The 19,665-nt window shown below is 50.2% G+C and carries 17 protein-coding genes and 1 tRNA gene; 10 read left to right on the forward strand and 8 right to left on the reverse strand.

The window, feature by feature from the left end; all coding sequences use genetic code 11:
• The first annotated feature begins 1 nt into the window (after window position 1).
• A complete protein-coding gene (locus EPA93_RS42245) occupies window positions 2-901 on the forward strand; it encodes a DUF4118 domain-containing protein (protein ID WP_129893320.1) in 900 nt (299 codons plus the stop codon).
• A gap of 104 nt (window positions 902-1,005) precedes the next feature.
• Here the strand turns inward: EPA93_RS42245 and EPA93_RS42250 are convergent, their stop codons facing one another.
• The 4 genes from EPA93_RS42250 to EPA93_RS42265 form a co-directional block, all read right to left on the reverse strand.
• Window positions 1,006-2,367: a phosphohexomutase domain-containing protein gene (locus EPA93_RS42250; protein WP_129893321.1), complete on the reverse strand. Its 1,362-nt coding sequence runs from the start codon at window positions 2,365-2,367 to the stop codon at window positions 1,006-1,008.
• An 86-nt stretch (window positions 2,368-2,453) separates the two neighbouring features.
• The gene (locus tag EPA93_RS42255) at window positions 2,454-3,011 is read right to left on the reverse strand and encodes a GNAT family N-acetyltransferase (protein WP_129893322.1); all 558 of its coding nucleotides are present in this window, start codon (window positions 3,009-3,011) and stop codon (window positions 2,454-2,456) included.
• A complete protein-coding gene (locus tag EPA93_RS42260; protein ID WP_129893323.1) occupies window positions 3,008-4,189 on the reverse strand; it encodes a phosphopentomutase in 1,182 nt (393 codons plus the stop codon). Before EPA93_RS42260 ends, EPA93_RS42255 begins: the two co-directional genes overlap by 4 nt.
• Window positions 4,186-5,394: a 6-phosphofructokinase gene (locus tag EPA93_RS42265; protein WP_129893324.1), complete on the reverse strand. Its 1,209-nt coding sequence runs from the start codon at window positions 5,392-5,394 to the stop codon at window positions 4,186-4,188. Before EPA93_RS42265 ends, EPA93_RS42260 begins: the two co-directional genes overlap by 4 nt.
• Window positions 5,395-5,595: 201 nt before the next feature.
• Here EPA93_RS42265 and EPA93_RS42270 point away from each other — a divergent pair, with 201 nt between their 5' ends.
• Window positions 5,596-6,540 carry a nucleoside hydrolase gene (locus tag EPA93_RS42270; RefSeq protein WP_242527244.1) on the forward strand — a complete coding sequence of 315 codons (945 nt, stop codon included), beginning with the start codon at window positions 5,596-5,598 and terminating at the stop codon, window positions 6,538-6,540.
• 324 nt (window positions 6,541-6,864) lie between these two features.
• Here EPA93_RS42270 and EPA93_RS42275 read toward each other — a convergent pair whose 3' ends face one another.
• The 3 genes from EPA93_RS42275 to epsC all read right to left on the reverse strand — a co-directional run bounded on the left by EPA93_RS42275 (window position 6,865) and on the right by epsC (window position 8,919).
• Window positions 6,865-7,311, reverse strand: a complete 447-nt coding sequence (locus EPA93_RS42275; RefSeq protein ID WP_129893325.1) for an SRPBCC family protein — start codon at window positions 7,309-7,311, stop codon at window positions 6,865-6,867.
• Window positions 7,312-7,317: 6 nt separating this feature from the next.
• Entirely contained in the window at window positions 7,318-7,875 is a 558-nt protein-coding gene (locus EPA93_RS42280) for an MOSC domain-containing protein (protein ID WP_129893326.1), read from the reverse strand.
• 300 nt (window positions 7,876-8,175) lie between these two features.
• Entirely contained in the window at window positions 8,176-8,919 is a 744-nt protein-coding gene (gene epsC / locus EPA93_RS42285; protein WP_129893327.1) for a serine O-acetyltransferase EpsC, read from the reverse strand.
• 374 nt (window positions 8,920-9,293) lie between these two features.
• On the opposite strand from epsC, the gene EPA93_RS42290 reads away from it, so the two are divergent.
• From EPA93_RS42290 to EPA93_RS42295, 3 genes are all read left to right on the forward strand, one after another.
• Window positions 9,294-9,366: transfer RNA gene (locus EPA93_RS42290), tRNA-His, on the forward strand.
• Between the two features lie 418 nt (window positions 9,367-9,784).
• Window positions 9,785-10,162 (forward strand): hypothetical protein, encoded by a 378-nt coding sequence (locus EPA93_RS48815; protein ID WP_165423759.1) that lies wholly within the window; start codon window positions 9,785-9,787, stop codon window positions 10,160-10,162.
• A gap of 46 nt (window positions 10,163-10,208) precedes the next feature.
• Complete coding sequence (locus EPA93_RS42295) at window positions 10,209-10,706, forward strand: CPBP family intramembrane glutamic endopeptidase (RefSeq protein ID WP_165423760.1); 498 nt, start codon at window positions 10,209-10,211, stop codon at window positions 10,704-10,706.
• Window positions 10,707-10,819: 113 nt separating this feature from the next.
• On the opposite strand, the gene EPA93_RS42300 is transcribed toward EPA93_RS42295, so the two are convergent.
• Window positions 10,820-13,234 carry a protein kinase domain-containing protein gene (locus EPA93_RS42300; RefSeq protein WP_165423761.1) on the reverse strand — a complete coding sequence of 805 codons (2,415 nt, stop codon included), beginning with the start codon at window positions 13,232-13,234 and terminating at the stop codon, window positions 10,820-10,822.
• An 849-nt stretch (window positions 13,235-14,083) separates the two neighbouring features.
• Here EPA93_RS42300 and EPA93_RS42305 point away from each other — a divergent pair.
• The 5 genes from EPA93_RS42305 to EPA93_RS42325 all read left to right on the forward strand — a co-directional run bounded on the left by EPA93_RS42305 (window position 14,084) and on the right by EPA93_RS42325 (window position 19,231).
• Window positions 14,084-14,998, forward strand: a complete 915-nt coding sequence (locus EPA93_RS42305; RefSeq protein WP_129893330.1) for a LysR family transcriptional regulator — start codon at window positions 14,084-14,086, stop codon at window positions 14,996-14,998.
• A 155-nt stretch (window positions 14,999-15,153) separates the two neighbouring features.
• A complete protein-coding gene (locus EPA93_RS42310; protein ID WP_129893331.1) occupies window positions 15,154-15,744 on the forward strand; it encodes a DUF4870 domain-containing protein in 591 nt (196 codons plus the stop codon).
• A gap of 65 nt (window positions 15,745-15,809) precedes the next feature.
• Window positions 15,810-16,508 (forward strand): response regulator transcription factor, encoded by a 699-nt coding sequence (locus EPA93_RS42315; RefSeq protein ID WP_129893332.1) that lies wholly within the window; start codon window positions 15,810-15,812, stop codon window positions 16,506-16,508.
• Entirely contained in the window at window positions 16,472-18,085 is a 1,614-nt protein-coding gene (locus EPA93_RS42320; protein WP_129893333.1) for a sensor histidine kinase, read from the forward strand. The genes EPA93_RS42315 and EPA93_RS42320 overlap by 37 nt, the downstream gene beginning before the upstream one ends.
• Window positions 18,086-18,220: 135 nt before the next feature.
• A complete protein-coding gene (locus tag EPA93_RS42325) occupies window positions 18,221-19,231 on the forward strand; it encodes a Gfo/Idh/MocA family protein (RefSeq protein WP_129893334.1) in 1,011 nt (336 codons plus the stop codon).
• Window positions 19,232-19,665 lie beyond the last annotated feature (434 nt).

The raw sequence follows: 19,665 nt of genomic DNA on the forward strand, positions 1-19,665 counted from the left end.
TATGCAAGCAGTTGAACGCGTTCCACAACTCTTAACAAACGCGGGGAAACGCTGGCAGGATTATTGCATAGACAGCCTGCTAGCCCTGGGGGCTCTGATTATCACAGGAATCATCTACACCTTTCGGCTTTACCCCGGGATTCCCAATATATCCATTGTCTATCTTTTGCTGATCTTGATTCTGGCCAGCACGCGTGGCCGCTATGCCGCTATTCTTACCGCATTGTTGGCTTTTTTATCTTTCGACTTTTTCCTGGTGCCTCCTCTCTATAGCTTTACTATCGCCCGCTGGGAAGAATGGCTAGCCTTGCTGGTCTTTTTGGCGACGGCATTACTAACCAGCCAGCTAGCGATAGTTATGCGCCATCGTACGGAAGAAGCCCGCCAGCGTGAACGGGAGGCGCGTATCCTCTATGAAGTAGGACGCGTCGTCAATAGCACTGAGCGGCTTGAGGAGCAACTGGATGTTCTGGCATTGTCTACTGTCAGAGTTTTTTCATCCTGGGGTGTAAGTGAGTGCGCTATTCTGTTGCCTGACGCTCAAGGAAGGTTGACCTTGCAGGCAGATGGCCCTATTCGCGTGGATCGCTTCTCGCTGGCTCCAGACGAGATGGAAGCGGCCAGAGAGGCAATGAGCCAAAGTAGAATGATCGAAAGAGCCGATGTGCAGCGGGGCTCGAAGAACAGCCTGCTTCTGATCCCTTTAAAGACTGCCGGGAAAGTGCTTGGCGTGCTCTGTTTACGTATTCGCAATAGAGATGCCTGGTTTATGCGCCAGGATGTGCTTGAGGAGAGTAAAGGACAAGTCGAGGATCGAGTGGCTTTCTTCAGGACGTTCCTTGATCAGGCCGTTATCGTTATTGAGCGTACCCAACTACGCTCCCGGGTTGCTTCTCAATAGCACAGGTCGCGTAGTCCTGCCAGATAGGATTCCTGCTAATCTGACCCGAAAAAATTGGCAAGCAGGGCGCTATCCTCCGCGCGGAGGATAGCGCGTGTATTTGACTAGCTGCGAATGAAAGATAGTAGCTCGTCGCGTTTTTGTTCCATTAGGGCCTGATCATTGGCCTCAACGTTCAGGCGCAACAGCGGCTCCGTGTTAGAGGGGCGCACATTAAACCACCAGTCACCAAAATCAATAGTGAGCCCATCCATATGATCGATAGAGCTGGCTCCTTTCCCAAACTTGTCTTCCAGAGCTTGGAGCTTGCTCTGCGTATCGCTAACAGTGCTATTAATCTCACCGCTACGTATGCCATGATCGAGCGGCTTGATAATTTCCGAGAGCTGCTTGTTTTCTACCGAGACAAGTTCCAGCATGATCAGGAAGGCAATCAGACCGGAATCGGCAAACCAGTTGTCGCGGAAGTAGAAATGGCCCGAGTGTTCTCCGCCGAAAATGGCATTAAGCTTGCGCATATCGGCCTTAATGAAGGAGTGGCCCACGCGCGTGCGCTCAGCCTTGCCACCTTCTTTGCTAATGAGCTCGGGCACGCTCTTGGAGACGATCAGGTTATAGAGAATGGTTGAGCCTGGATGCTTCTTCAGCAGGCTATTGGATACCACTTCGATTACCTGTGAACCGTCTACCAGATTGCCGTGCTCATCGACGGGAAACATGCGATCGGCATCGCCATCGAAAGCCGCACCCAGGTCTGCACCGGTCTCGCGAACCTTCTTCTGTAGATCCTCCATATTTTCTGGCTCGATAGGGCTGGCTGGATGATTGGGGAAATTGCCATCCAGCTCAAAATAGAGCGGGATAAGCTGACATGGCAGGTGCTTAAATACCTGCGGTATCATCATCCCTGCCATTCCATTTCCAGCATCGATGACCACTTTCAGCGGCCTGATCTTGTTTACATCGATAAACGATAGCGCGTGCTGAACGTAATCTTCGGTGATATCGCGCTTGATGACCTGCCCTTTCTTCGTAGGCTCGGCAAAGTTTCCACTCACCGCCAGATCGCGAATATCGGCGAGGCCAGTATCCTGGCCGACAGGAGCTGCCTGAGCGCGGCAGAACTTCATGCCATTATATTTGCCAGGATTGTGCGACGCAGTGATCATCACACCAGCAGGATAGTCAAATTTGCCGACTGCAAAGTACAGACCATCGGTAGGGACCATGCCAAGATCAATCGCGTTAACGCCCTGGTCAGTGATACCGCGAATAATGGCGCTGGCCAGTTGGGGCGAGGAGAGCCGCATATCCCGGCCTACAGCGATTTCAGGCACAGCTAAATACTGAGCAGCCGCCCGCCCAATAGCGTAAGCAACCTCGTCGGTGAGCTTCTCGCCATAGATGCCGCGTATGTCGTAAGCTTTGAATAGTGCAGGATCGACAGTAACGTGTGATGTATTCATAATTATAAATGGCATTCCCTCTCCACAGAGAAAATGCGCACAGCTCCTTTCTTTACTGGCAGGATGAAGTTATGTATATGATCCCCTTAAGGGGCATTCGACTTCCATATCTCTAAAAGTAACCACGGATCACCAGCGCTACGGGGATCATAGATCTGGCCGACTTCGACAAAATTGGCTTTGGCGAAGGCGCGGCGCGCAGGCCGATTGGCTACAGCGGTCTCGGCATAGATACGCACGATACCTGAGAAGGTAAAGAGATGGCGTACCAGCGTACGAATTGCCTCGGGACCGTACCCCTGCCCCCAGCGTGACTTGTCACCCAGCCCCAACCCTATCTCGACCTGACCCAGGCGGTAATCAAGGTTAAAGTACGTGATGGTACCAATAGGGATATGCTGCTCATCCTCAATGATGAACCAGAACTGTCTCCCATTGCCCCGTACATAGTTTCGTTCAAATGTTGGCAGAAACTCGCTTATAGTACGTGAATATGGGCGATGGGGGTCATAGCGCCATACCTCGTCGTCTCGTTCCCAGTTAAAGACCTTCGAGGCATCCTTGATTACTGGACGGCGCAGATAGGCGCGTTCCCCGTGTAAGGATTGCTGTTCTATCTTGTTGCCGTGTTCTATTTCTGTCATAAGAGCCCCAACTCATGTGCAAAGCTTGTACCAGCAGATAAGGGTCCAACGCCGAAAACCTGGGCTAATGTCTGGCCTAGATCTGCATATGTCGCCCGCGTACCGAGATTAATATTCGCCCGAATTGGCTGACCATAAGCCAGTAGTGGTACGCACTCACGTGTATGGTCCGTGCCACGGTAGGTCGGGTCTACGCCATGATCTGCAGTAAAGAAAATTGCATCATCAGGACGCATAATCTGTTCGACACGCGCGAACCAGTTATCTACATCACGCAATGCTTGAGCATAACCGTGACTATCTCGCCGATGACCCCATAACATATCAAATTCTACCAGATTAACAAAGAGAAGACCGTCGAATTCGTTCTCCAGCCAGTGCAGAGTTGCTTCCATGCCATCACGATTGGTCTCGGTATGATCTACGCGCGTCAATCCGCGCCCCGCAAAAAGATCCTCAATTTTGCCAAGCCCAATAACATCTTTGCCAGCATCTTTAAGCAGATCGAGCAGAGTAGTGCCAAGTGGGGCTAGCGAGAAATCACGACGGTGTTCTGTACGTACAAAGCTACCTGGCTGGCCTACGAATGGACGGGCAATCACGCGTCCCACCGCATGATCATCTATCAGGATAGCACGCGCAACTTCGCATATACGATACAATTCACCGAGCGGAATAATTTCTTCGTGGGCTGCAATCTGAAAAACACTATCGGCTGAGGTGTAGAGAATGGGACGCGCTGTGCGCATATGTTCTTCGCCGAGCTCTTTAATAATCTCTGTCCCGGAAGCAACTTTATTCCCAATTACTTGGCGACCTATGGCCTGCTCAAAGGCCTGAACAAGTTTAGGGGGAAAGCCCTGGGGATAGGTTGGCAGTGGCTTCTTGAGTAGAACGCCAGTCATTTCCCAATGACCAGCTACACTATCCTTTCCTGCCGTGATCGAGGCCATACGGCCGTAAGCGCCTGTTGCGTAGGATTGCGGAGGCGTGCCCAGAATGGGGGTGATATTGCCAATACCCAGCCTTCCCAGATGGGGAAGCTGCAGGCCCCCAATCGCCTGTGCGCAATGTTCGAGCGAACTGGCCCCCTCATCCCCATAGTCCCGCGCGTCGGGATTTTCTCCCGCCCCTACGCCGTCCAGAACAACCAGGATCGCCCGTTTCAGTCTTGTCATCGCTGCAACCTCGTTGTTTCTAAGCGAGCATGACGTGCGAGCGGCTCCCCAATGAGCGGCATGGCATAATTGTAAAATGCCTGAGTAACCATGGTTTTACTCTCATCCAGGTACTCATCAGGAAGCAAACGTTGTTTGTTTGCGATTTGCGCAAGCTCTACCAGATCGGTCGTACAATGATACTCTGGTTCGTTATGGCGTACCAATGTTATCATCTTATCGCTTTCATGATTGAGGAGAGCCTGTGTGCCCATCTTTCCCGCAAGGTATGCCTCGTTCCGATCCGGCGGCGAGACATTGGTAGAAGCCATACGTTGCAGGTCCCCAGGCTTATCAAAGCGCGCTCGCAGCTTCAGTTCCCGCTTGACTAAATCTGTAAGATACTGTGCTGCACCACTTAATAACGGATGCGCGAACGCATCGGTACCAACCTGGCCCACTGCTCCTAGCGCCAGGCCCTTTTCGTCACGAATTGCCTCTGCGGCCACCACGATTACATACCCTACGCGCCTGTAAACCTCTTCAACACGCTGCAGAAAGCGCTCAGCTACAAAGTGCTGCTCTGGTATAAGAATAATGTGTGGCGGATCGTCCTCCTCGCGTTTGCCCAGCGCTGAAGAGGCAACCAGCCAGCCAGCGTCGCGCCCCATGGTCTCAATGACTTTGACGGGATAATGAGAGGGTATAGAAATAGTATTCATGCTGGAGTCTATGGTAGCTTGCGCAATGAAGCGAGCTGCGCTGCCATAGCCTGGACAGTGATCGGTGAAGGGCAGATCGTTATCAATGGTTTTGGGAACGCTAATGGCATAAAGCTCATAGCCGCTTTGTTGCGCTGCCTGAGCCAGGCGATGAGCCGTATCGGCTGAATCGTTGCCACCGATGTAGAGCAGATAGCGTACATCGTAGCGGCGCAGGATGGCTATAGCGCGCGTGAGATCGTCGTCTTGTAGCTTATAGCGGCACGATCCCAGGGCGGCTGACGGTGTATAGAGAAGCTGTTGCCAGATGTTAGCAGGTTGCTGGCGCAGATCAAGAATATCTTCTTTAAGCAGCCCTTCGATGCCGTGGCGCATGCCGTAAATGCCTTCAATACGCTTGTCAGCCATTGCGGCCTGCACGGCCCCTACCAGACTGGCGTTAATAACGGCGGTTGCACCGCCCGATTGGCCGATAATCAGATTGCCTCGTGTTGTTGATGACAATGGATTACTCCCTGATTAATTGTGTACCTTTGTGCACAGTATTAGTCTTTCAAGGGCATTATAGCAAGTGAGAAGATGGGCGTCGAGTAGAGTCCAGATTCGCTTGAAAAAATCTGTGTGAGCATGCTAGTATAGAGCAATATTGTGCAACCCCATTTGTAAAGGTAATGATGGCTTGCTCCAAAGTCGAGAGAGTCATCTATGAGCAAAGTTATGAAACATAAAATCATCCTCGACTGCGATCCTGGCCATGATGACGCTATAGCGATTCTGCTGGCCGCTCATCATCCTGCTATTGAACTTCTAGCTATTACCACGGTTGCGGGCAATCAGTCTGTGACTAAAACCACGAGTAATGCGCTGAAAGTATGTTCGCTGGCGGGTATTCGCGGTGTGCCCATTGCTATGGGGATGGATCGCCCGCTCTTACGCCCTGCACGCTATGCTGCAGATATCCATGGTGAATCCGGACTGGATGGTCCACATATTCCCGCACCCACGCTTGAACCTGTCGCGCAGCATGGCGTCGATCTTATCATTGAGCTCTTGCTTAACTCTGCTGGGGATATCACGCTTGTCCCGACCGGGCCGCTTACTAATATTGCTACTGCTATTCGCCGTGAGCCGCAGATTCTCCCCAAAATTAAGGCCATCTCACTGATGGGGGGAGCTATTGGTCTGGGAAACACAACACCCTCTGCTGAATTTAATATCTGGGCCGACCCTGAGGCAGCAGCTATCGTCTTTGGCTGTGGCCGCCCTATTACGATGGTGCCTCTTGAGGTGACGCATCAAGCTCTGGCAACCAAAGAGGTGCTCCATCGTCTGCGAGAAGCGCGTCGTACGGTGGCTACTTTTGCCGCTGATTTGCTGGTATTTTTCGCTGAAACATATCATAAAGTATTTGGCTTCGTCGATCCTCCTGTACATGATCCATGCGCGGTCGCTGCGCTCATTGAGCCTGAGATTATTCAGGCGCGCATGATGCATGTTGCAGTAGAGACAACTGGTGAGTGGACGGTAGGACGTACCGTTTGTGATGTGTACGGGAAGTTGGGAAATGAAAGCCAGGTACGCGTAGGGTATGGCTTGAACGTTCCGCGCTTCTGGGATATGTTAATTGAGACGCTGCTAACTTACGATTAAAGACCTTAAGGCGCACAAGCAGACAAGCTCTATTTCGAGAGGCGCGTAGATCGCCAAGAAGAGAGAGCGGCATCACCCGTTCCTTTTCTTTGAGTTGTGCGAGGACCTTGAGACTAGAGCGAGCTCTCTTGCCAGCGGCTTTAAGGATAAGGATCATCACCGGCTCCCCATATTTTTCTCCTCAACGGCTCTGTGCGAGGATTATGAACTGGAGGCCGGTGATAGCTAATTGGCTCGCCTCCGGCTTGATGGCCTGCGCTGAGCTTGCCAACTAATACGGCCGGAGCCGTAGCTTTGCCATTTTGCTATACGGTATTACAATATTTACTTGGTAATAGCTGTATTGAGATTCTTTAGAAATGTCGTGAGCGAGTGTTTGAAAACCTCCTGAAAAATAGGATTATCGACAAAGGCGATCAGACCGGTGAGCTCAATATGTGCCTCATAGGCAAGTAGCGAGCCCGTAGCTGTATCGCTCAGATGCAGATGTATTCTGGCATCAATCGTGCCTCCTATGTTTCCCTGGCGCCCAGCCTGTAGGACCAGATTTTCCGGTTCCTGCTGCTCAAGTATGTCTACAGCTATATCGTAAGGTCCCTGTAAACCTGGAAGCGGAACAGGTGAGGCGACGCGCACTTTCATGCGGTTAGGATTGGGATACCAGACTTCCGTGCAGCCAGGAATGCTTGACTGCATGATAGATGGGTCGAGTAAAGCTTTAAACACTTTCTCACGAGGAGCTTGAAATTCGTATGAATTTTTAATATCCATGCGCTACTAATCCTTCTTGCTTGCTTGAAGTTGTGCAGGAACCTCAACCTGGTCTCTGACCAGCTCGGAGTCATCAAAAAAGGAGGAATAGGGATACAATCTCTCTATTTCGTCTCCAGGACGTATGATTCCCGCGGTCAGAATTTGCGCGCGCAAACCCCCTCTGTGGATCAGGCCTGTCAGCACGTTATGATGGGTCAGCTGCGCGATATGAAAACAGGGTTCACAAAGACGAATACCGCGCAGAACGACTTCGCCGACACGGAACTCGTGCTGTACCAGGTGATTAAGGGGTACATCACGGGTTACGATATTACGACGTGCCTCCCCTGGCGTGAAATGTGCAAGCTCAGGATATTCCCGATTAAGCGCTTGAATTGTTTCAAGCTCGATCAGCGTTAACTCGTGGCTCGGGCCATGGTGCGGTGAAAAATGGCCGGTTCCGAGATAGTAACGATCTCCCTCTATGCCTCGCCCAGGCACCGTATGCGCTTCGGTAATTGTGCGCATTGGTTGCCCTTCAGCTGGAGTGATATGAAGGGAGATAACAGTTCCTTTCCACATAGCTACCTTTCTAGATGAAAGAATTTGTGAGTCGTCGTGGTGAATGTGGTTCAGGCTATTGTCCTACTATTGTAAATTATAGCTCTTGAATGTGCAGATGCTATGCTGGGTCTGGTTGAGAATCCGTGGATATCTAAAAAAACCGGTAAAGAGAATATTACCGCTGCAGCAAGAGGTAGGATTGAGTGAGGCTTAATTATCTCTTGCTTCTAAATCTCTCTAAGCAAGAGAAACGGGTAAAACCGTAAGAAATCATATTAAAGCATTGCCCTTATATTGTGTTAAGGACAATGCTTGTAGTTAGATTTGATAATCCATTTCCCAGGGATCTTTACCTCCCCAGCCCTGGGTTAATTCCTGATGCTTCTGAAGCGGTTCGCCGCCCTTCATCAGTAATTCTGTTGGTTTAGCGGCGACCACCGAATTGGGAGGCACCGATTCGAGTACCAGGGCCATGGCGCCAATTCTGCTGCCCTTGCCAATGATGATAGGGCCTAGAATGGCAGCTCCTACGCCGATGGACACGTCATCTTCAATGGTAGGATGACGTTTTTGTTGACGTCCAGGACTGGGACGCCACCAGCCCGTAGCGCCGAGGGTAACCTGGTGATAGAGCATGACGTTGTTACCGATAACTGCGGTTTCACCAATGACGATGCCTGCTCCATGGTCGATAAAGAAACGCTTACCAATCTCTGCACCGGGATGAATCTCTATGCCACCTGTAATAAAGCGGGCAAACTGTGAGATCAAGCGTGGCAGAAGAGGAACGTGCGCTTTATAAAGCGCGTGCGCAATACGATGATAGATAATAGCCCACAAGCCTTGATAGAGCAGCGCCTCGAAGATATTGCTACACGCTGGATCTTTTTCGAAGATCACATCGATGGCGTCAGGCCATCTTGTTTTGCGGCGTGGAGTTTGACCGGGGGCAGGTATTTGTACTCCCGGGGGAAGTTCTGGTAGCTGCGCAAGGTCAGCTTCGGTACTTAGTTGCTCGTTATACTCTGTATCTGCTGAAATGCCCTGTGATCCGTGCGACATGCTGGATAGTATCCTTTTCTCTACTAACCCTGGCTTTTTCCATTCTACTTGGAGTGTATGGCAGGCATCTCTGCTTGTCAAGGGGAAAACTGCAAAGCTCTGCCTTGTCGTCTCGTCTATCATTGCGCAGTTCGGCATCGCGACAAGAAACCGCCGCCTGGGTGAAGTCTCGCCGTAGAACGAAGCTTGGCTGGTATAATGTGTATGGTAGCATCGGTTTGCTCTTGTTAGCAGCCGGCATAGGGAAAAAATATGCCGGCCGCTTGTCATGGCATGCGTGGTAATTATTTACGGATTTTAAGAAAAAGCCCTGTCTGACTATTGACAATTCGCAAGAGGTCCGCTATACTGGCGGTGTGTTGAGGAAACACATGGTGACCGTAGCTCAATCGGCAGAGCTCTGGATTGTGGCTCCAGCGGTTGTGGGTTCAAGCCCCATCGGTCACCCTTTTTTTATTTGTATTTCTTTAGTTTCTTGCCTCCCATATTATTTCTTCTGACCGTTTCCTTGCTCAGTTTTTCCCTTCATTGCATACTCTCTCTCAGCAAGAACGAGCTTGAAAAGCAAGATGTTGCGTAAAATTGCAAACTTTCCTTGTTTTACATCTCCTCAGTTGAAAAGTGTAAATATCGCTATTACAATAGTACTGTCGTTTATCGTATGTTATCAATAATTTGCTAAGAGATGCTAAAATAAAATCTAAGCTTGAATAACATTCGAAAATATTCTTTGGCGAATTTTGCTTGATATACTTGTATTAAGCCGGCTGTTGTTCTGCTGCCAAATAAACCCGGATATCCCCATCTTTTCGTTGCTTGCGCTACTTTTCTTGGTGATAAGATACACGCTTAACACGGAGGGAAAATGGCTGCTGTACACAATACATCGTTAACGCCAATACCTGCTGGACGAACCGGGGCCGCGCGAAGAGAGCTTCTTATCTTTTTCGTGCTGGTTGTTTTCTTTACTGCTATTGCTTACTGGCTAATGCTGGGACTACATTGGCCCGATTATCTTCTCCTGTGGACACCTGCCATCTCGTCTATCATCGCTCGCTTGCTGCTGAGAATTGGATTTAATGATATCTCGTTTCGCTTTAAGGGAAAGTATATCCTAATTCGCTTTGTTGATGGCTGTGCTGATACCCTTGCTTGTGAATGGATTAGCCTACGGAGCGGCATGGATATCTGGCCTTGTGCAGTTTTCAGTTCCAAGCAACATCATTCCGAAGCCGCTTCCTAATCCTGCTAATCCCATCCTGCGCTTGGGGTGGACAATGTTTCTCTCTATGACGCTAGTAACAGCGTTCTTCTCCATTTTCTTAACTCCTGGCGAGGAGATAGGCTGGCGTGGATTTATGCTGACCCGTTTGGTCGAGGCGAAAGTGCCGGCGCCCCTCCTGGTAAGCGGGCTGATCTGGGGCCTCTTCCATGTGCCAGATATTCTGAGCGGCCAATACAAACCAGGTGGTGGTCCGAATATCTGGCTAGCGCTAGCGCTCTTCTTTGTGTCGCTTGTGGCTTTTTCCTATTTCTTGAACTGGCTACGCCTGCGCTCTGGCAGTATCTGGCCCTGTATTCTTGCTCACGGTGCCTGGAATGCTGTTACGCAGGTGGGACTTAACCCGCTGGTTCATGGGGCTAATGCACAATTGTGGATCGGAGAGTCAGGCATCCTCGTAGCTCTGGTTGCTGTGATTGTGATTGTAGCTTTCTATCGTCTCTGGCCGCTACGCGAAATGTTGCGCCAGCCAGAGCAGCCCATCGTCAATGGAGAGAAGGCATAAGTAGCTCTATGTGAGGGCTAGAGCACAGGCAATGCTGAGATGGGAAAGGACTGGGGAGAGAACATCCTCTCCCCAGCTTTCGTGTGTTAATGAGTAGGTCCGCTGGCCGATTACTATCTAGGCCGGCCTAGATGTCTGAGCGCTACTTGCTTACGTTCTTCTATCCAGTCTCTATCTGCGTAGCCCGCGCTGAGGGCTGCTTGTAGGGCTGCCATTGCTTCCGTATAATGGCCAAGCTTATTCTGGATATCCCCCACTTCAGCGTATGTCCAACCATCCTCTGTGTAGTTCATTGCCAGCGCCCGATTGGCTGCTTCCAGAGCTTCTGGAAGTCTACCCAGGTTATTGAGCGCCCGAGCCTTGCGCCAGTAAATCCAGCCATCACTATAATAGCCGGCCTCTATAGCCCTGTTGATGGCTACCAACGCTTCTTCGTAGCGTCCCAGATTGCTTAAGATATAGCCCTTTTGCCCAAAGATCCAACCTCCACCTGTATAACCCAGACCAATTGCTCGCTCGCAAGCCACGAGAGCTTCTTCGTAGCGAGCGAGTTTTAAAAGTGTGCGCGCCTGCCGGCCATAGGTCCAGCCGCCGTCTGTGTAACCCATCTTGATAGAGCGGTTAAGCGTTTCCAGGGCCTCGTAGTAACGTTGGAGGAGAATATAGCAGTCTCCCATGATAGCGTAAGTCCACCCTTTTTCTGTATGGCCAAGCTTGAGCGCCTGTTTCATATTGGTAAGGGATTCCTCATAGCGTTCGAGCTGATAGAGCGAGTAGCCTATCTTGCCATAGGTCCAGCCTTTCTCGCTATATCCCTGCTCAAGTGCGAGGCGGAAGCAATCAATCGCTTTAGCATATTGCTTGAGACGATAATAAGAGTAGCCTTTTTCGCTCTGCGTCCAGCCTGAGGAGATGTGGCCCATTTCTAGAGCTTTATCAAGGGCAACTATGGCTTCTTCATGCCTGTTCAGCTGATTGAGGGTATAGCCTATTTTGCCATAAGTCCAGCCCTCATCTGTATAGCCCATGGAGACTGCTGTTTCTAAATCTGCTAAACCCTCTTTATACTGGCCGAGCCGTGAGTGCGAGTGCCCTTTGATGGCGTAAGCCCAACCACCCTGTATATAACCAAGATTAATGGCCTCGCTAATATCTTTTAAGGCTTCTTCATTGTGTACAAGGATATAGTGGGAGTAGCCGCGCCGCCCATAAGTCCAGCCCGCGCTCGTATGGCCAAGGCGAAGCGCCTCATTATAGGCTTCGATAGCGTCTTCGTGCCTTTTTAGACCCGAAAGAGCATAGCCTTTCTGGCCATAAGTCCAGCCCTGGCTTTTATAGCCCAGGTTAAGCGCGCGCTCCAGGAGCGGAAGCGCTTCTTCATGGCGCTTATGATAGTTATGGACATAGCCCATACGCCCATAAATACGCCCATCGTGGGTATACCCCAGGTTTATCGCTTTCTGGAAAGCCACAAGTGCTTCGTCATAGTGCTCAGAGTCGTAATAATCATTGCCTTGCTTCTGGTAGAGGATAGCTTCCTCAAGATCGAACATCTCTAAATCGTCGCTCTCGATTTCGTCGCTGGTGATCTGCCCATTAAGTGAAGGTGAGATAGGGCCGACCTCGTTAGGAACAACTGCGGCTGCTGAAGATTCTACTTCCGATCCTCCGTCTTGCTGCTCGGGCTCAAAGGCTTCTGGGGAAGTGCTAGTTAGCTCAGCCAGGAAGGCTGCAACATCGGCATGGCGCTCATTCCGGTCTTTGGCTATGGCCTTCATGATTGCCCGGGAGATATGTTCTGGAAGATCTGCGCGGAAGGTGTTGGGAGCCTGTGGCATGACCTTTGAGTGCTGGTACCACATGTACTCGAAGCCGCCCGCGGAGCTTTGAAATGGTCGCTGACCAGTGATGAGCTCATAGGCGATGCAGCCGAGAGCATACTGATCGCTCTTTACGCTCACCATGCCTTCGAACTGTTCGGGCGCCATGTAGACTGGCGTACCGATCACTGTCCCATATTGGGTTCCAGTTGTCGCCAGGGTAATGGCAATGCCAAAATCTGCGAGCAAAGCATTTCCTTGAGCATCAAAAAGAATATTTTCGGGCTTAAGATCGCGATGCACTATAGATTTTTTATGTGCGAAGAAAAGCGCCTTCCCAACCTGTGTTAGGATTGTCAGGGCCTCGTCGAGTGGAAGCTGGTGACCAGCCTGCATATGCGAGCGTAACGAGTTGCCGGCAGCATAGGTTGTGACAAGGTAAGGTGTCCCCTGTTCAATGCCAGCATCGATAACCGGCAAGATGTTGGGGTGCTTCAGCCCGCGCAGAATATGGGCCTCGCGGAAGAATTGCTCCTGCTCCCCTTTAACGTTTAAGTTCGTATGCAGAAGCTTAACTGCTACCGCTGGATCATCGCGGAAAATGACATGTCGCCCTACGTAGACGCTGCCGAATGCCCCATGGCTAATGTAGCTCATTAGAAGATAGTTGCCGATCTGTTGCCCAGTCCGTAAATCATCTCGACCCATTGTCGATCTGCCTCCCATTTCTGCGGATGTGAGTAGCGCTGGATGGTCGCCAGTTGATACGACTGCTCTCAGCACCTCTGCTATGCTTTCCCACTTAAGAGGTTTACTACTGTTGTATATACTTGACTGGCACGATATTATGTTGCATTTTGCATGCTCTATTATTATGAAGATTCTGGATACACACTTTTGTGTTTTGTGCCTACCAGAATATATATTCTGTAAAGTATGATGGCAATTGTATTGCAGAAAATGAGTGCCAATCGTAGTATTACAGTTTCGCTACAGGAAAATCTTACTCATTTCGACGCCTTAGCCGAAACGGTCCCAGTTTCTTTAAGAGCGAGATCGTTAATAGTATATCCGATATAGGCATGATAGGGAATTCTGCTATTACTAGTCCAGTTACTACGTCACAAATTTTGCGGCATTAACTTCCATTATGGTGTGGAGAGGCGAATTTGGGGAGGAATTGGCACCAGTGTCTCTGGCACATCTAGCTCTCAACAGGCAGGTTGGGATTGAAGGCATTCAGATGCCAGTAGTGATTTCCCTATGGCACCTGAATGCATGAAGGTCTTTATAGTACAGGAAAGTATTTTTTGCGCTCCCATTGCGGGCTATCTACAGAATCTCTGCTATCCTTTCCCCAGCGCAATGCAGCCAGGTCTAGCAAAATTGCCACCGTAAGGAGAATTATCAGCTCCATCTCTTTTCCTCTCTGCGGGTCGTACTTTGATGTATTTTGTTCGTGCGGTACCACTTGCTTAAAGTATAATTTTTATGTATCATCGAAGCAAGGAAACGTTTTTGATAGGATGTATCGAAAAAATCGATGGGAGCTCTGGCATGGAAATCCGTCAACTAATTACTTTTCGGATGATCGCGAGGACCTTAAGTTTTAGTCGGACCGCTACGCTCTTGAATTATGTGCAATCGAGCGTGACGGCCCAGATTCAGGCCCTGGAAGAGGAGTTAGGCGTACCCTTATTTGACCGTTTGGGGAAGCGCATCGCCTTGACCGATGCCGGGAAGCGGCTGCTCGTCTATGCGGAAAAAATTGTTGACCTGGCCGACGAAGCGCGTATTGTGGCTAGCAGCGAAGAAGTTCCGAGTGGAACGCTTACGATGAGCGCTCCAGAGACGCTTTGCGCTTATCGTTTGCCTGCTGTTTTGCGCTTGTTTCGAGAGCGCTATCCGCAGGTAAAGCTTATATTTCGGCCGATGCCAACTTCGGACTTAAAACGTGTGGTCTATGAGGGGGATATCGATATTGTCTTTGCTATTGATGAACTGGTTCATTCAGCTTCACTAGTTGTCGAGCCCTTGCTTGCCGAGCCCCTTTTGCTGCTTGTCGCTTCTGATCATCCGCTGGCGCGCCAACCATTTGTTAAAGTGCAAGATTTGCAGGGAGAGCCATTTTTACTGACTGAAGCTGGTTGCTCCTATCGAAGCGTTTTTGAGCGCGCTCTGCATGAGGCCGGCATCCATTTAACAACGAATCTTGAGTTTAGTAGTGTGGAAGCTATTAAGCAATGTGTTATGGCTTCTATGGGCATTACCTTTTTGCCCAAAGTAACTGTAGAGGCAGAGCTTGCCCAGGGGCGTTTGCAACCTTTAGTCTGGGAAAATTACGAATTTCATGTCTATTCGCAAATGCTCTGGCATAAGGAAAAATGGATATCCCCGGCTTTGCAAGCCTTTTTAAATGTGGTAAGGGAAGTGTTAAAAGAGCCAGCTCTAGAAAAGGCTCTATCGCAATAGGCCTGAGGGCGCAAAAGAGCTAGCTTCAGCCTTTTGTGACAATTTTGTGACATTTGTGTGATGTGGATACGACAAAACGTTGCTATATTGGGGTATAAGCAAGACATCTGAAATGGGAGGCAAGCCTCGTTAATAGTATAAAAGGAGAGAATAGAATGGATTCTGGGCCCCGTGAGCAACAACAAATGGCATATCAAGCAGAGTATCGGGCAAGGCAGGATTTTGAGCGTAGCCAGCCCGAGCAGCCGGCCTTTAGGTTTGAACAAGGCTCGTATGAGCGAAGATATGAGGGTATAAGGGAGATCGAGCCCCCTCTTGCTCAGCAGCAAGGATTTATGTATGCCTTTCCCCTCAACCGTCCTTTAACCGGCGAATCTCAGATTATCGGCGGAGTCCTTTGCTATGCCCTGGGATGGTTCTCAGGATTACTATTTGCTCTCTTTGGCTGGCAAAATCGCTATATTCGGTTTCATGCTTTACAATCTTTAGCCTTTTTTGGCCTGATAAATTTGCTTGATGTTGCCTTGTTCTTTTCGTACCTGGGTCTAGAACGGATGGCGCATGTCTTTGCGCTCCACAGGATTTTTGCTCTGCCATTTATGTTTATTTTGTTTATTATAAATGTGATTGCCTTCGTCGGCTGGCTTGTCGGGATGATCCAGGCCGCGCGAGGCCAGTATTATAAAATGCCCATCGTGGGTAAGGTTATCTGGGGTTTAGTAAATAATAATCCCACCCTAAAGTAAGAGATATGATACACTAAGGCTAAATAAACGTTCTGCTAAGCTTTACTCTATTTGGGAATCTCTCAATGACGACAATTCTACTGGTTGAAGATGCGCATGACCTGGCGCAGGTGCTCATTCGTGAACTAGAGACAAATGGCTATCATGTCCTCCATGCAGGCGATGGGTTAACCGCGCTGCGTTTGCATGCTAGAGAGCATCCTGCTCTGGTGATCTTAGATTGGATGCTGCCCAAGCTTGACGGCCTGGAAGTCTTGCGGCGCTTGCGACAGCTTGCTCCCACACCAGTATTAATGTTAACAGCTCGTGGGGAAGAGGCCGACCGGGTAATTGGGCTTGAACTAGGTGCCGACGATTATCTTACCAAGCCTTTTAGTATGCGGGAATTTCTGGCTCGGGTACGGGCGTTATTGCGGCGCGCTGAGCAGGTGCAACAAATACTGCACGCTGACCAGAGTAGCGTAGATGGACCTTTTACTCATGGAGCTATCTATCTTGATCCTCAAGCTCATCTAGCTACCTTGCAGGGCATACCCTTGGATCTGAGCCCGACCGAATTTTCGCTCTTGAGCTTGCTCCTGCGCAGTCCGGGACGTGCCTTTAGCCGCGCCTATCTGGTAGATACGATCTGGGGAGAGACCTATATCGGCGGAGATCGCTCGGTAGATAATACGGTCTTACGCTTACGGAAAAAATTAGGGCCGGTTGGAGAGGATATCGAGACAGTATGGGGGATTGGTTATCGCTTGCGGCCAGAGAGGTGATTATGAAGCGCAGGCGCCGTTTCTGGCTTCAGGCAGAACCTGGGCGAGCTATTATTGAGACAGTGCTTTTGGGGGCTGGGCTAGCTTTTCTCTGGTTCCTATTTGCCGAACAAGCATCCCTGTTGTATGCTGAGCAACTTGGTACCTGGATCGATCCTTGTTGTTTGCTCTGGTATGTGTTCCGCCTGCGCCTTTCATCCGAAAGCGTTTTATCGCGGCGTGCTGTGATTGATGTTAGCTTGATTTGTCTTCTAAGCCTGGCTTTATCTCTGGTGCTGGTTGTGGTAGGGGCCAGGGCCTTTGGTCACTCATGGCCACTTATTATCCTTGCTATCGTCGTAGGCAATGCCTTTGCTTTTGTTGTTTGCCGCCTGGGAATACGCCTCTGGCTGTTTTGGGATCGGCTCCGCCGCACACAATTGATCTGGTCGCTGACGCATGCGCATCTGGTGGTGGTGGCCCTGGGAGCAGGCCTGGTTATTCTCTTATTTGACATCCTGGTGATCGTCAACTCCTTTAGCTCGGCCCGCGGTGAGATTGCGCTGATCGTGCCAACAACGCTTGCCCTGGCTGTTGTAAGCCTGCTGGCAATTCTGGTGATTTTGCCCCCTTCTGCTCTCTTTTCTTTCCTGGTTGTGCGCCGTATCACGCGTCGTCTGCAATCACTGACCAGCGCTACCGGGGCCTTGCGGAATGGTAATTACGCTGTTCGGGTGCCAATCGAGGGAGAGGATGAGGTAGCCCAGCTGCAATCTGACTTCAATGCCATGGCAACGGCGCTGGAACTGACGATGCAAGAGCTGCAAAACGAACGAGATACTGTAGCCGAATTACTGAGCTCGCGCCGCGAACTAATTGCTAATGTTTCGCACGAACTGCGTACGCCTGTCGCTACCTTGCGTGGTTATCTCGAAACGACTTTAATGCGCTGGAATGGCAGCTCTCCGTCTACGCTACAGCATGATTTGAAGGTAATGGAGGCCGAGGTTATCAATATGCAGCGGCTCGTGGAAGATCTTTTCACGCTTTCAAGGGCCGAGGTTGGCAGGCTGGCGTTACAATGTAAGTTGATCGATGTAGGGGATATTATCAGGCATATTGTTGAGACGACGGCTCCGACTATCTGGCAGTCGAGCAAGATCACGCTGGCTGCAGAGATACCTGCAACATTGCCTGTGGTCCTGGGTGACCCTATTCGTCTGGAGCAGGTTTTACAGAACCTGGTACGCAATGCGCTTCGCCACACAACGCCAGGCGGTATCATTGCACTTGTCGTTGAGGCTGAGCCAGATACCATTTTGCTGCATGTGAAAGATACCGGTGAGGGGATTGCTCCTAAGGATCTTCCTCGTATCTGGGAGCGTTTCTATCAGACCGAGACTACGCGCACGCGTATGGATGGCGGAGCTGGTTTGGGGCTTGCGCTGGTCAAGGAATGGGTTGAGCTGATGCAGGGATCGGTAAGTGTCGAAAGCGTGCTGGGTGAGGGAAGCTGCTTTACTATCAGTTTGCCTATTCAGGCACAAATTCCCCCAGTGCTAAATCAGGGCAGCGCTTTGAAGAGCGATATCTCCTGAATTTGGATATTTTTCTCCTTTGCAACGATTGCTTTAAATTGCTAGCTCTGCGCACATCGCGTTAGTTAGCGCTTTCGGGCTGCTGGCGTATATAATGATCTGGATTATGATATATGCTGAAAGGACGAAGCGCCGATGCAAAATGATGTACTCTCTTATACTGAGTTGGTACGCTGGGGAGTGATCAGTGCTGCTAATATAGGGGTGAGAGCTGTCTCGCCCGCTATCCATGCGTCATCCAATGGACGTTTAGTAGCTGTAGGGAGTCGAGATCCTCAACGCGCAGCTGAGCTGTATGCTTTCGCTCCTCATGTGCGTATCTATGGGGATTATGTGAGTGTGATCAATGATCCCGATATAGATGCAGTGTATATTCCATTGCCAAATAGCCTGCATGCTGAGTGGACGATTAGGGCTCTAGAAGCAGGCAAGCACGTGTTGTGCGAGAAGCCGCTGGCTACGACTGTCGAAGAGGGCAAGAAAATGCTTGAGGCGGCACGGGCCAATAAAGTGCTTCTCATGGAAGCTTTCATGTATCGCTTTCATCCGCAAGTTGTCTGGGCTTTGGAGCAAATCAAGGCGGGTGTGATCGGTTCGGTCAAGTTAGTACGCGCCTCGTTCTCTTTCGATATTCGGGGACGATCCACTAATGTGCGCCTGAGACCCGAGCTGGCTGGTGGGTCGTTAATGGATATTGGCTGTTATCCGCTCAATCTTTGCCGGGCTATTTATGGCCATCCTCCGCGTACAGTTGCTGCCCGCGTCTATGCTCCCCGTCCGGGGGCTGTGGATATGGCTATGAATGCGGTCCTCGATTTTGGCGAGGGGCGCTTTGGCCTGATCGACTCAAGCTTTGAATTGGCGAGGCGGCAGATGGCTGAGATTGTCGGCGATGAGGGCTCTATAACTATTCCTGTACCTTTTACTCCAGGCGACCATGCAGTTGCTGTGTTTGTAACGAAGGGCGGCAATATGAATGAGCAGAGCTTTACACGCGTCGATCAGTATCGCTTGGAGGTCGAGCATTTTGCAAATTGTATTCGTACAGGTCAGGAGCCTGAGATGAGCTTAAACGAGACTCTGGAGAATCTGGCCACAATAGAGGCAATATACCAGGCGGCAGGCCACGACTGGCCAATTCTCTAGTACCTTGGTGGCGTGCATACCAGGTGTGCGCTGGCTCAGGAGAAGTAAGGTAGAGCGTGTCTATCTTTGCCCTGGCTTTCACTTCATAAGCCAGAAATGGTAGCAAACAGCGCTTAATTCATTTGCTGGGTGGACTAGCTTTTTAAGCACAGCCTGCCTGGCAAATTTTTTGTGCTGCAAATATCCATTGTAAACTGCTGACTTCTGTCCAATGTCGAGATGGCAAATTATGTTCGCTTGGGTAGCTGATAGCTTCTTTCTGCTAGGGATGACGATAGCATAAACTAGCTTTAGCAGCGGCTTTAGATAGATATATAGCTCTGCCGTAAAAACACCGCTTGCTTGTTGACGAGACGAGGGCATACCCTTAGAATAGAAATGATAGACAAGCGAGGCTGATATTGATCTTTATCGTATAGTGCGACATGGCTTGA

The organism is Ktedonosporobacter rubrisoli, from assembly GCF_004208415.1.
GTDB classification, from domain to species: domain Bacteria; phylum Chloroflexota; class Ktedonobacteria; order Ktedonobacterales; family Ktedonobacteraceae; genus Ktedonosporobacter; species Ktedonosporobacter rubrisoli.